The sequence below is a fragment of the Mesorhizobium qingshengii genome (genome assembly GCF_027563465.1).
GTDB lineage: Bacteria > Pseudomonadota > Alphaproteobacteria > Rhizobiales > Rhizobiaceae > Mesorhizobium > Mesorhizobium qingshengii_A.
The window spans coordinates 25,994-39,195 of sequence record NZ_JAPFQA010000002.1 but is presented as its reverse complement, the minus strand read 5'-3'; the positions used below and the strand labels follow the sequence as shown (position 1 = coordinate 39,195).

Genomic DNA, 13,202 nt, shown 5'->3' with positions numbered 1-13,202 from the left:
CAAGGTTGCATCGTGGAATCTAACTTGTCAAACAGGATTTATCGGTTAGATTTAGCACATGACGGTATCCTGGACCCCGCATCGCTTCACCGGCGGCATTCTCGCGCTCGACACGGCCAACACTGTCGTGTTGCGCGACGACCCCCAGAAGACCTTCGATCGTTTCGACGATCCGGTGGAGATCGCGCGCTTCGCCGATGCCGCAAGCGGTTTTCGCGCGGCCGAACTCGGTGGCAGGCAGTTGCAGGCTCCGTCGCCGGAGACGATAGCGCCGGTGGTGATGTCGATCCGCGAGAGCACCGACCGGTTGTTTCGCGGCGCTGTGTCGAAAGGCGCGATCGCCACCGGCGACCTGGCGGGCTTCTTGCGGGACTGCGCCGACGGTCTGACGCACAGCCGCACCGAAATCGGTGCGGCTGGACGGCCGTTCGGAGACCCGGCGACGCCGATCGCCTTCGAGGCGGCACTGGCCGTCTCGGCCCTGTCGCTGCTGCGCGACGACACCGTCGCCAGGCTCAGAATCTGCCCCAACTGCAGTTGGCTGTTTGTTGACCGAAGCCGCAATTCCAGCCGCCTTTGGTGCGACATGGCGGTGTGCGGCAACCGTCAGAAAGCCAGTCGACACTATCGCCGCCGCACAGCGGCCGGGGAGGTCTCCGATGTCTAGAAAGTTCTCGCGTTCGATCGTTCTGGGGGCATGCTTGTTCGCCGCCGTCGCCCTTGGCGCCTGCCGGGACTCTGGCAAGGATCAGCTGTTCGCCATTTCGGGCAAGCTTTTCGAGTTCAACTACCGGCTCGGCATCGCCACCTATGTCATCACCCTCAATCCGCTGCGTCCGATGGGTGAGGGGCAGGTCGCCGTGGTCAACTTCCAGAACCCGGCCGGCGGCGATCCGATCATCGTCAACCAGAAGATCTGGCCGAAGCTGCCGCACATCACGCTCACCAGCCCGCCACTTACCTGCGTGGTCAAGGACAAGCCCTATGCCGTTTCGATCCGCATCGAAGATGCCAACGGCAAGCTGCTGCAAAGCTTCGAGACGACGCTGACATCGTCGCTCGATCAGTCGGTCCTGCCCGACCGGCCGCTGGTGGTCGGGCCGGTCTACGAACTCAACAAGGACATGATCGGCCATGTCGACGGCAAGCTGCCGGGCGAGCCGAAGCCCGACTGTTCGAAGGCCGCCTGATATCTCCCGCTTGTGAGCGCCGCCGGGGGCACCCGGCCGCGAAGGCTGCCACCAGTGCCGTTCTCGTCCGCCTGATGGGTGTGCGGCGGTTTGCTCTCCGCTCTGCTGGACCCTTCGATTTTGTTTGACCTGCCTTGCAAGGGGAGAAAGGATGCGTCATCCGACCCCGACGTTGGCTGCCTGTCCCCGCGCGGCCTTCGCAGAGGAAATACCTGATGACGCTGCACGACGTCGCGCTCGACGACAAGTTCGATCTTGGCAAGGAGCGCATCTTCCTTTCCGGCGCGCAGGCGGTCATCCGCATGCTTCTGATGCAGCGCGAGCGCGACCGCCGCGCTGGCCTGAACACGGCCGGCTTCGTCTCCGGCTATCGCGGCTCGCCGCTCGGCGGTCTCGACATGCAGCTGTGGAAGGCGAAGAAGCAGCTCGCCCAGGCCGACATCGTTTTCCAGCCCGGCCTCAACGAGGAGCTTGCCGCCACAGCTTGTTGGGGATCGCAGCAGACGGAACTCCTGGGCGAGGGCACCCACGATGGTGTCTTTTCGGTCTGGTATGGCAAGGGGCCGGGCGTCGACCGCTCTGGCGACGTGTTTCGCCACGCCAATCTCGCCGGCTCGTCCAGACATGGCGGTGTGCTCGCCCTGATGGGCGACGACCACATGGCCGAATCCTCGACCAACGCTCACGCCACCGAATTCCTGTTTGTCGACACGATGGTGCCGATCCTCAACCCGGCCGGCGTCCAGGAGATCATCGACTACGGGCTCTACGGCTTTGCCATGTCGCGCTTCGCCGGCACCTGGGCGGCGATCAAATGCGTCAAGGACAACATCGAATCGACGGCCTCGGTCGATGCCTCGCTCGAGCGGCTTGGTATCGTCGTCCCGGATTTCGACATGCCGCCCGGCGGTCTCAACATCCGCCACGAGATCGACATGCTTGGCCAGGAGGAGCGGCTGCATGAACACAAGCGCGCCGCCGCTTCCGCCTTCATCCATGCCAACGGGCTGAACCGGATCGTCTATTCGGGCGGCCGCAACCCGAAGATCGGCATCATCACGCTTGGCAAGAGCTATCTCGATGTCCGCCAGGCGCTCGAGGACATCGGCGTCGACGAGGCGGCCGCCAACCGCATTGGCGTGAGGCTGTTCAAGGTTGGCTGCCCCTGGCCGCTCGACCTGCATCACATCGCCGACTTTGCCCGCGGCCTCGACACCATCGTCGTCGTCGAGGAGAAACGCTCGCTGATCGAGGTGCAACTGCGCGAGAGCCTTTACGGCACCGCCACCCAGCCGGTTATTGTCGGCAAGAAGGACGAGCGCGGCGACTGGCTGTTCCCGGCCAAGGGCGCGCTCGACCCCAACGAGATCGCCATTGCGCTTGGCGAGAGGATCGTCAGAACCATCGGCCCGTCGGAAGAGATTTCGGCGCGGGTGGCCAAGCTGCGCCAGTTCCAGGCAATGCTGGCGGACGCCACCGACATCGGCTCGCGCACGCCTTTTTTCTGTTCCGGCTGCCCGCACAATTCCTCGACCAAGGTGCCGGACGGCTCGATCGCCGCGGCCGGCATCGGTTGCCATTTCATGGCGTTGTGGATGGACCGCAACACCGTCGGCTTCACGGCGATGGGCGGCGAGGGCGCGCAATGGGTTGGCCAGGCGCCCTTCTCCAAGCGCGGCCACATCTTCCAGAATCTCGGCGACGGCACCTACAACCATTCCGGCATGCTGGCGATCCGCTTCGCGCTGTCGACCGACGCCAACATCACCTACAAGATCCTCTACAACGACGCCGTCGCCATGACCGGCGGCCAGCCGCATGAAGGCGGCCTGACCGTCGACATGATCGCCAGGCAGGTGCGCGCCGAGGGCGTCGACCGCATCGCCATCGTCACCGACGAACCCGACAAATATGCTGGCAAGGCCGAATTCCCGGCCGGCGCCACGATCCATCACCGCGACGATCTTGATCTGGTCCAGCGCGAGCTGCGCGACGTCAAGGGCGTCTCGATCCTGCTCTACGACCAGACCTGTGCCGCCGAAAAGCGCCGCCGCCGCAAGCGCGGCACTTTTCCTGATCCCGACAAGCGCGTCTTTATCAACGAGCTGGTCTGTGAAGGCTGTGGCGACTGCGGCGTGCAGTCGAACTGCGTCTCGATACAGCCGGTCGAAACCGAATTCGGCCGCAAGCGCAGGATCGACCAGTCGAGCTGCAACAAGGATTTCTCCTGCGTCAACGGCTTCTGCCCGTCCTTCGTCACCGTGCACGGCGCCAGGATCCGCAAGGCCGAGGGCCTGGCCGGCAAGGCCGATCCGCTCGACGGCGTGCCCACGCCGGCCGAATTCCCGCTGGGCGAGCAAGGCTGGGCGGCGATCATCGATGGCGTCGGCGGCACCGGTGTCGTCACCGTCGGTGCGGTGCTCGGCATGGCGGCCCATCTCGAGGACAAGGGCTGCGGTATGATCGACATGGCCGGCCTCGCCCAGAAGGGGGGCTCGGTGTTCACCCATGTCCGCATCGCCCGCACCCCGGACGACATCCATGCCATCCGCGTTTCGGCCGGCAAGGCCGATCTCGTGCTTGGCTGCGACCTCGTCGTGTCGGGCGCCAAGAAGGTGCTGACCGCGGTGCGCGAGGGCCATACCATCTTCCTCGCCAACACCGCGGAGATCATGCCCGGCGAGTTCGCCCGGTCGGCCGATTTCTCGTTGCCGATAGAGCGCCTGAAGAAGGCGATCCGCACCGCAGCGGGCGACGACAAGGCGCATTTCTTCGACGCCACGCGAACCGCCACCGCGCTGTTCGGCAATTCGCTCGGCGCCAACATGTTCATGCTCGGCTTTGCCTTCCAGCATGGCGGCTTGCCGCTGTCGGCCGAGGCGGTCGAGAAGGCGATTGAACTCAATGGCGAAGCCGTGGCGATGAACATCGCCGCGTTCCGCTGGGGCCGTCGCGCCGCCCATCAGCCGGATTTCGTGCGCGCCCTCGTCGTTCAGCCGGGCAAGGCCGGGCAGACTGCCGATGTCGCCGAGACGCTGGACGACATCATTGCCCGCCGCGTCGCTTTCCTGACCGCCTATCAGAACGCCGCCTATGGCAGGCGCTACGCCGCGAGATTGGCCATTGTGCGCGCCGCCGAGGCCAAGGCCGTGCCCGGCTCGACAGCCGTGGCCGAGGCAGCGGCCAGGAATCTGTTCAAGCTGATGGCGATCAAGGACGAGTACGAAGTGGCGCGGCTCTACACCGACGGTTCCTTCGCCGCCGGCCTGGCAAAGCAGTTCCAGAGCTACGAGAAGCTCGAATTCCATCTCGCGCCGCCGATCATGGGGCGTCGCGGCAATGACGGCAAGCCGAGGAAATCGAGCTTCGGTCCCTGGATGATGAGGGGTTTTCGCGTGCTGGCGGCGATGAAGGGCCTGCGCGGCACCGCCTTCGACCTGTTCGGCTACTCCGCCGAGCGGCGCATGGAGCGGCAACTGCTTGGGCAGTACGAGGCGGATCTGGAGCTCGTGGCCAGATCGCTGACGCCGGCCAGGGTCGATGTGGCGGTTGCGCTGGTCTCGGTGCCGGCGCTTATCCGCGGCTACGGTCACGTTCGGCAAGCCAGCGCCGAAAAGGCCGCGGGCGAACGCCAAAGGTTGCTCGAACGCTTGTCTAACACGCCGGCGCGGCCCGAACTTCAGGCCGCGGAGTAATCGATACGCCTTGTTTACCTGAAGAACACTTTCCTCGCTTTCCGCAACGTCACCCGGCTTGACGGCAAGGGCGTGACGGTCTCTCTAAATCTTTCTTAAGGCGGATGTGGCACTGCTTGGGTCCCAAGGGTTGGGATTCAGGCGTTGAATCTGAGAAAAAAGAACGAGATCCCGGTCGACGTCTACATTCCGTTCGTGGAAACCCTGTTTCGCGACGGCTTGACGCTTTCGATTGGCTTCTTTGCCCAGACCCTGCTGGTGGTGCTTGTCTACTGGAAAACCAGGGATCCAGCCTATCTTGCCGTGACGTTTGGTTTTCTGACGGTCGCATTCCTGCGTCTGCGCAACATCCGAAAGTACCGGAACGCGCCGGTGCCGAAGAGCCGGGAGGAAGCGCGTCAACGCGAGAACGACTACATTTTCTACGGCTCCATGCATGGCTTCATGCTGGGCACCTTCTGTTTCGTCGGCATCTATCTGGCCTATGACAGTTTCGCCGAGATCGCGGCCGTCTGCGTGACGCTCGCCTCCGCGACCGCGATCGCCGGCCGCAACTACGGCTCGCCCAGGATGGTCATGATCTTCATCATGACCATGACCTGGCCGATCTCGCTTGGCTTCATCCTGCGCGGCGATCCCTATCATTTTATCCTTGGCCTGCTCTCCGCGCCTTTCCTGTTTGCCATCAAGCGCTTCGCCGACCTGGTCCGCGAGGTGCTTTTTGCTGCTTTGTCCGAGGAAAAGAAGGCGAACCGCATTGCCCAGCGCTTCAACCGGGCGCTCAACACCATGTCGCATGGCCTTGTCATGCTCGGCCCGGATGGCCGGGTGGCGGTGGCCAACGCCGAAGCCGCGCATCTGATGTCGCTCAAATCGCCGGATGCGCTGCTCGGGCGGTCGATCCATGGCCTTCTGATGCGCGGCGTCGCCGGCGGCATGCTGGCGCCCAAGGATTGCCGTTATATCGAGGCTCAGCTGACGCGCGCCCTACGCGAGGGCCGTGACCGCAAGGTGCTCGTTTCGCTTGCCAATGGCCAGCACTATGAGTTCTCGGCTCGCGAAGGCAGCCAGGAGCTCGGCGTCATCACGTTCGAGGACGTGACCGCCCGTGTCGAGGCGGAAGAAAAGATCCGCTTCATGGCGCGCTACGATAACCTCACCGGCCTGCCCAACCGCGCCTATTTCCATGAACTGGTCGGCGAGGCCATGGCGTCCGGCGATCGCGACCGTCTCTGCGGGCTGGCGGTGCTCGACCTTGACGATTTCAAGAGCGTCAACGACACGCTCGGACATCCGATCGGCGACGGTTTGATCTACGCTGTTGCCGAGCGGCTTGCCGCCATTGCCGGGCAAGGCATCACGGTCAGCCGTTTCGGCGGCGACGAATTCATGATCTTTTTCGACCGCGTCGAGGATGAGAGCGATCTGACCAGTCAGCTCGACGAGATTTTCGCCGGCCTGCAGGGGGAAGTGGACGTCGCCGGTCACGGGCTGCGCATCCAGGCCAGCGGCGGTGCGGTGCTGTCGCGGGTCAAGGACACCGATGTCGACGCCATGATCGTCAAGGCGGACCTGGCGCTCTACAAGGCCAAGGAACTCGGCAAGAACAGCTGGCGGCTGTTCGAGGCTTCGATGGATGCCGCCTTCCGCAACCGCCAGCTGATGAAGGCGGATCTGCGCAGCGCCGTAGAGGCCAAGAGTCTGCGCGTGGTCTATCAGCCGATCGTGGCGATGAACACGATGCGCATCGCCAGTTGCGAGGCGTTGTGCCGTTGGGACCATCCGGATCTTGGGCCGGTCTCGCCCAGCATCTTCATTCCATTGGCGGAGGAAATGGGCATCATTTCCGAGATCAGCACCTTCGTGCTGCAGGCAGCCTGCGCCGAATGCGCCAAATGGCCGGACCAGACCAGCGTCTCGGTCAACCTTTCCGCCAAGGATTTCCGCAATCGTGACGTCATCCAGAAGGTTCGCGATGCGTTGGCCAGCTCCGGCCTCGCCGCCGGCCGGCTGGAGATCGAGGTTACCGAAACGGCGCTACTCGACGACAAGTCGCTGACGCGCCAGTACATCGAGGAACTGAAGCGGCTTGGCGTGCGCATCGCGCTCGACGATTTCGGCACCGGCTATTCGAGCCTGAGCTACCTGCACAAGCTGCCGCTCGACAAGATCAAGATCGACCGCTCGTTCCTGATCGATGTCACCCAGAACGCCCGCTCGCTTGAACTGCTCAAGGGCATTGTCAATCTGTCACGGCCGTTGGGGCTTTCGGTGACGGTCGAAGGCGTCGAGACGTTCGAGCAGCTCAAGATCCTGGCGCTGCAGGTAAAACCCGACCTTGTGCAGGGTTTCCTGTTCGGCTCAGCGCTCAGCGCGTCCGGTATCGACACGATGTCGAGCACGGTCTGGCCCTTCGCCAAGGATATCAAGACAGCCAAGAGGATTGCACGCCGCTGATTCCTTGCCAGGGAAGCGATGCATTTTCGTAAAACTTTACGGATTGTTAACGTTAACGATGAGTAAACGGCGTCTGTCCCATTTTCATCTTTACATCCCGGGGGCCTGTCGTAGGGTTGAACTGCGGGGGCAACTTACGGGGACGCATGATGGACGGGCAGTTGGCGGCGCTTCGCCATGCGGCGGGCGCGGACGGAGGAAATTCGTCCGATAACATGTCGAGCTTTGCTCGGAACATTTCGGCAATGCTGGAGCGCACAGAGTATCGCCGCTGCGACAAGGGCGAAGATCTCGAAGACATCTACAGGTTGCGCTACAAGTCCTATCGGTTGAGCGATATGGTGCCGGAAAACCCCGAACATATTGTGCATGATGAGCTCGACGAAACCGAGAATTGCTCGAAATTCGGCATCTACATTGACGGGGAACTGGTCAGCACGCTGCGCATCCACCATGCCTGCAGCGCGACCCCGCAATCGCCCTCCACCACGGTCTACGGTGACATCTTGCGGCCAATGCTTGCCGCTGGTGCGCATTTCGCCGACCCGAGCCGCTTTGCCGCCGACCCCGACTGGTCAAAGATCTATCCGCAGATTCCCTATCTGACGTTGCGCCTCGCCGGTATGGCTTGCTTCTATTTCGATGCACCTTACTGCCTGTCGACCATTCGGCCGGAACATGCGGGTTTTTACCGTCGCATCTACTGTTCCGAGCAGATCGGCGAGCTGCGCGACTATCCAGGCCTGAACTACAAGGTCGTGCTCTACAGGGCCAACGTCAACGCGATCCGCGAGCGCTCCTTCTCTCGGTTCCCGTTCTTCCGGTCGACTCCGATGGAGCAACGCATGCTGTTCGAGACCCCTGGTGCGGGCGAACTGGCGCCGCTGACCATTCTGCCAACGGCAAAGTATTTTCGCGAAGCCGCTTGAGGCCACGCGTTTTTCGCCAGGCGTCTGGAGCTTTCCAGCCATATCCGCGTTCTGATGATGGCGGCGTGCTTCGCGCCGGCCTTGTCATCATGCCAACGAATCTGCCCGAAGGAACCCGACATGCACATTTCCCAGCTCGCGCTCACCCCGCTCATCTCGCTGATCGCCGGCGTGCTGATTCTGGTGATGCCACGGCTGTTGAACTACATCGTCGCGCTTTATCTGATCGTCGTCGGATTGCTCGGGCTCTTCCCGCATCTTGCCCGCTGACAGCGCCGGTTGCGGCGACAGGCCCCTCGGCGGCCGCCTCGATCGCTTTCGCAATCCCGCGTCAGGCCCCCCGACCCCAGGGATCCGGCAGCCGGCTTCAACTTTCCTTTGAGGCAGTTGTCGCCGGCGATGCGGCAATAGCGCCATTGCCCTCGGCCCGGCTTTTCGCTATGTGCCTCAAAGATGTCTTCGAAGGGGAATTCCTATGGCTGATCACACGCCGACCGGTCCTGTCGAACTGGGCGCGAAGATGGACTACGCCGAGCATGACCGCACCTATGCGGGCTTCCTCATGCTCGCCAAATACGGCGCGCTGTTTTGCGGCGCCCTTTTGTTGGCGATGGCTTTTGGCTTCTTTGCAGGCGGCTTCTTCTCGGCGACCATCCTGTTCGTCCTGATCCTGGCCGTCGGCGGCTTCATTCTCCGATAGACTTTTCAGACCCTTTGCCGGGGGCGCCGCCGGAAGTCCGGCCGACGTCTTGCGGAAACAGGTTCCAGCCGAAAGGATCATGCGGTGGGACAGATGGTTTTCATCCCTCGTGAGCTCGATGCGAACGAGCCACGCGTCGCGGCCTCGCCCGATACGGTGAAGCGGCTGGCCGGGCTTGGCTTCGACGTGGTTGTCGAAACCGGAGCCGGCACACGCTCGCGCATCCCCGACGAGGAGTTCGCCAAGGCGGGGGGCGCGATCGGCAAGGCTTCCGATGTCGCCAAGGCCGACGTGGTGCTGAAAGTGCGCCGGCCGATGGATGCCGAACTGAAGAACTACAAATCCGGGGCGGCGGTCATCGCCATCATGGATCCCTATGGCAATGATGCCGCCGTCGCGGCACTTGCCAGGGCCGGCGTCACCGCCTTCTCGATGGAATTCATGCCGCGCATCACCCGTGCCCAGTCGATGGACGTTCTGTCCTCGCAGGCCAATCTTGCCGGCTATCAAGCGGTGATCGACGGCGCTTCGGAATATGACCGGGCGTTGCCGATGATGATGACGGCGGCCGGCACCGTGCCGGCGGCAAAGGTCTTCATCATGGGCGTCGGCGTCGCCGGCCTGCAGGCGATCGCCACCGCGCGCCGGCTTGGCGCGGTCGTCACCGCCACCGACGTGCGTCCCGCCGCCAAGGAACAGGTTGCCTCGCTCGGCGCAAAGTTCCTGGCCGTCGAGGACGACGAGTTCAAGGCCGCCGAGACAGCCGGCGGCTACGCCAAGGAAATGTCGAAGGAATACCAGGCCAAGCAGGCGGCGCTGACCGCCGAGCATATCGCCAAGCAGGACATCGTCATCACCACGGCGCTGATCCCCGGCCGGCCGGCGCCGAAGCTGGTGTCGGCGGCCATGGTCGCTTCGATGAAGCCGGGTTCGGTGCTCGTCGACCTTGCGGTCGAACGCGGCGGCAATGTCGAGGGTGCCGTGGCAGGCCAGGTCGTCACCACGGCCAACAACGTCAAGATCGTCGGCCATCTCAATGTGCCCGGCCGCATCGCGGCATCCGCTTCGCTGCTCTATGCGAAGAACCTATTCGCTTTCCTCGAGACACTGGTCGACAAGACGACCAAGACGCTTGCCATCAACCGCGATGACGATCTGGTCAAGGCGACGATGCTGACCGACGGCGGCAAGATCGTGCATCCGGCCTTCGCCAAGACCGACCAGCAGCCTCATGTCGAGCCCGCCGCGATCCCGGCCAAGACCATGGTCGCCGACGCTTCGGGCAAACCTGCTGCCGCGAAGAAAGCCGCGCCCAAGAAATCTGCCGCATCCAAACCGGCCGCACCCAAGTCGCCCTCGTCCAAGTCGAAAGGCATTGCGTGATGGATCAGACCCTCCAGAAAGCCCTCGACCAGCTCGACCAGGCCTCCGCCGCCGTTCGGCTGGCGGTACAAAACATGGCGACCGCGCCCGGTGGCGCCGAGGCGGCGGGTGACGCCGCGCACGCGCTGTCCGGCGGCGCCATCGATCCCTTCGTGTTCCGCTTCGCCATCTTCGTGCTGGCGATCTTCGTCGGCTACTATGTCGTCTGGTCGGTGACGCCGGCGCTGCACACGCCGCTGATGGCGGTCACCAACGCCATCTCCTCGGTCATCGTCGTTGGCGCGCTGCTCGCTGTCGGCATCGCGGCCTCCGGCATCGCCGCCGGCTTCGGCTTCGTCGCGCTGATGCTGGTCTCGGTCAACATCTTCGGCGGCTTCCTCGTCACCCAGCGCATGCTGGCCATGTACAAGAAGAAGGACAAGTAGAGCGCCATGAACGCCAACTTCGCGTCCTTCCTCTATCTGGTTTCCGGCGTCCTGTTCATCATGGCGCTGCGCGGCCTGTCGCACCCGACCACCAGCCGCCAGGGCAATCTGTACGGCATGATCGGCATGGCCATCGCCATCGCCACCACGCTGGCGCTGGCAACGCCGTCGGCCGGCCGCTTCGGCCTGATCGTACTCGGTCTTGCCATTGGCGGCGGCGTCGGCGCCATCACCGCGCGCCGCATCGCCATGACCTCGATGCCGCAACTGGTCGCCGCCTTCCATTCGCTGGTCGGCCTCGCCGCCGTCATGGTCGCGGCCGCGGCCATCTATGCGCCGGAAAGCTTTGGCATCGGCACGGCAGGCGATATCCATGCCCAGGCGTTGATCGAGATGAGCCTGGGCGTCGCCATCGGCGCCATCACCTTTACCGGCTCGGTCATCGCCTTCCTCAAGCTCGATGGCCGCATGTCCGGCAAGCCGATCATGATCGGCGGCCGCCACTTCATCAACGCCGCGCTTGGCATCGCGCTGATCGTGCTGATCGTTCTGCTGGTCACCACGGAATCGAAACTGGTGTTCTGGCTGATCGTCGCCGCGTCGCTGGTGCTCGGCATCCTGCTCATCATCCCGATCGGCGGCGCCGACATGCCGGTCGTCGTCTCGATGCTGAATTCCTATTCCGGCTGGGCGGCGGCGGCGCTGGGCTTCACGCTCGGCAATCTGGCGCTGATCATCACCGGCGCGCTGGTCGGCTCGTCCGGCGCGATCCTGTCCTACATCATGTGCAAAGGCATGAACCGCTCGTTCATCTCGGTCATCCTTGGCGGCTTCGGCGGCGAGACGGCGGCAGCGGCCGATGATGGCATCGAGCGTACGGTCAAGCAGGGCTCGGCCGACGATGCGGCCTACCTGATGATGAACGCGCAGAAGGTCATCATCGTGCCCGGCTACGGCATGGCGGTTGCCCAGGCGCAGCACGCGCTGCGTGAGATGGCCGACAAGCTCAAGGCCAACGGCGTCGACGTCAAATACGCCATCCATCCTGTGGCAGGCCGCATGCCCGGTCACATGAACGTGCTGCTTGCCGAAGCCAATGTGCCCTATGACGAGGTGTTCGAACTCGAGGACATCAACTCGGAGTTCGCGCAGGCCGACGTCGCCTATGTCATCGGTGCCAACGACGTCACCAACCCTTCGGCCCGTGACGACAAGTCGTCGCCGATCTACGGCATGCCGATCCTTGACGTCGACAAGGCGCGCACCTGCCTGTTCGTCAAGCGCTCGCTCGGCTCCGGCTATGCCGGCATCGACAACACTCTGTTCTACAAGGACGGCACCATGATGCTGCTCGGCGACGCCAAGAAGATGACCGAGGAAATCGTCAAGGCCATGGATCACTGATCCGGCGACAGCGAGATTGAACCAAACAAAAGCCCGGCCGCGAGGCCGGGCTTTTGCGTTTTCAAGGGCGTGGCAGGTTCAGCGGCTGCTGATGAAAAGCGCTTCCTCGTCATCGCGCTGCCTGCCGCCGAGGGCCGCGGCAGCGCTTGCAATGAAAGCCCCGATGACCAGCGACAAGGCGCCAAGCAGTGCAAAGGTCGCACCGCCCTTCCTGGCGGTATCGGCTGCCTGCTTGGCCTTGACCTTGGCATCCTGGACCTTGGCAACCAGCGCATCGACCCGTGCCTTGGCATCGGCTTCGGAAAGACCGGTGCGGGCGGCGACCAGTTGCGACAGATAGGTCTTGTCGTCGGCCGGGATTTCGCCTGCGGCTGCACTGGCGATCAGGATGCGCGAGGCCTGCCCGACGGCGGCGGCATCGCCGTCTGGACTGGCGGCCGCGAGCTTGCTCGGATCGGCCGGACGAAACAGCGAATCCACTAGGTAGGAGGTCGCATTGTCGGTCGGTGCGCCGCCGGCATTGGCCGATGCACCGGCCGAAGCGCCCAGCGCCGCGCCAGAAGCCACGGTGGAGACCGCCTGGACGCCTGAACCAACTGCGGCGGACAGGGCCGAACCAAGCACGCCGACGACGAGCAGGGTGGCCAGTGCCCAGGCGAGGAAGCCGTGGGCGGTGTCACGGAAATAGACCTCGTCGGTGTGGATGCCGACCCATTTGGTGCGCAGGCGCCCCGCAAGGTAGCCGCCGACACCGGAGGACAGCCATTGCACGATGACGAGCCAGATGGCGGTGGAAACCGCGAAGGTGGTGACCGAAGCGCCCGAGCCCGACCATGGTGAAACCATGCTCAGCCCAAGCCCGGAGCCGAGCAGCATGAGGATGAAGGTCAAGGTCGATGCCGCGAAGGCGCCGGCGATGATCGGTCCCCAACTGACGGCCGTGGCGGAGGATTCTGTTGAAGCGGATACGTCGACCGCCGATAGGATGGACTGCATCAATGCCCCCTACCGTACGAAGA

General features: G+C 63.7%; 11 protein-coding genes. 10 read left to right on the top strand and 1 reads right to left on the bottom strand.

Annotation, left to right across the window (positions count from 1 at the left end):
• Positions 1–58: 58 nt before the first annotated feature.
• The 10 genes from OOJ09_RS04750 to OOJ09_RS04705 all read left to right on the top strand — a co-directional run bounded on the left by OOJ09_RS04750 (position 59) and on the right by OOJ09_RS04705 (position 12,183).
• Entirely contained in the window at positions 59–667 is a 609-nt protein-coding gene (locus OOJ09_RS04750; protein WP_269904093.1) for a CGNR zinc finger domain-containing protein, read from the top strand.
• Positions 660–1,190 carry a hypothetical protein gene (locus tag OOJ09_RS04745; protein ID WP_269904092.1) on the top strand — a complete coding sequence of 177 codons (531 nt, stop codon included), beginning with the start codon at positions 660–662 and terminating at the stop codon, positions 1,188–1,190. The genes OOJ09_RS04750 and OOJ09_RS04745 overlap by 8 nt, the downstream gene beginning before the upstream one ends.
• Positions 1,191–1,405: 215 nt before the next feature.
• Positions 1,406–4,885, top strand: coding sequence for an indolepyruvate ferredoxin oxidoreductase family protein (locus tag OOJ09_RS04740; RefSeq protein ID WP_269904091.1), 3,480 nt, complete (start codon positions 1,406–1,408; stop codon positions 4,883–4,885).
• A 144-nt stretch (positions 4,886–5,029) separates the two neighbouring features.
• Complete coding sequence (locus OOJ09_RS04735) at positions 5,030–7,342, top strand: putative bifunctional diguanylate cyclase/phosphodiesterase (protein ID WP_269904090.1); 2,313 nt, start codon at positions 5,030–5,032, stop codon at positions 7,340–7,342.
• Between the two features lie 149 nt (positions 7,343–7,491).
• Complete coding sequence (locus OOJ09_RS04730; protein ID WP_269904089.1) at positions 7,492–8,271, top strand: N-acyl amino acid synthase FeeM domain-containing protein; 780 nt, start codon at positions 7,492–7,494, stop codon at positions 8,269–8,271.
• Between the two features lie 120 nt (positions 8,272–8,391).
• On the top strand, positions 8,392–8,541 hold the full coding sequence (locus tag OOJ09_RS04725; RefSeq protein WP_269904088.1) for a DUF3096 domain-containing protein: 150 nt from the start codon (positions 8,392–8,394) through the stop codon (positions 8,539–8,541).
• Between the two features lie 205 nt (positions 8,542–8,746).
• The gene (locus OOJ09_RS04720) at positions 8,747–8,971 is read left to right on the top strand and encodes an aa3-type cytochrome c oxidase subunit IV (protein ID WP_269904087.1); all 225 of its coding nucleotides are present in this window, start codon (positions 8,747–8,749) and stop codon (positions 8,969–8,971) included.
• Positions 8,972–9,055: 84 nt separating this feature from the next.
• Positions 9,056–10,354 (top strand): Re/Si-specific NAD(P)(+) transhydrogenase subunit alpha, encoded by a 1,299-nt coding sequence (locus OOJ09_RS04715; protein WP_269904086.1) that lies wholly within the window; start codon positions 9,056–9,058, stop codon positions 10,352–10,354.
• Entirely contained in the window at positions 10,354–10,779 is a 426-nt protein-coding gene (locus tag OOJ09_RS04710) for a proton-translocating transhydrogenase family protein (RefSeq protein ID WP_091581083.1), read from the top strand. The genes OOJ09_RS04715 and OOJ09_RS04710 overlap by 1 nt, the downstream gene beginning before the upstream one ends.
• A gap of 6 nt (positions 10,780–10,785) precedes the next feature.
• On the top strand, positions 10,786–12,183 hold the full coding sequence (locus tag OOJ09_RS04705) for an NAD(P)(+) transhydrogenase (Re/Si-specific) subunit beta (RefSeq protein ID WP_269904085.1): 1,398 nt from the start codon (positions 10,786–10,788) through the stop codon (positions 12,181–12,183).
• Between the two features lie 78 nt (positions 12,184–12,261).
• On the opposite strand, the gene OOJ09_RS04700 is transcribed toward OOJ09_RS04705, so the two are convergent.
• Entirely contained in the window at positions 12,262–13,179 is a 918-nt protein-coding gene (locus OOJ09_RS04700; protein ID WP_269904084.1) for a hypothetical protein, read from the bottom strand.
• Between the last annotated feature and the right edge of the window lie 23 nt (positions 13,180–13,202).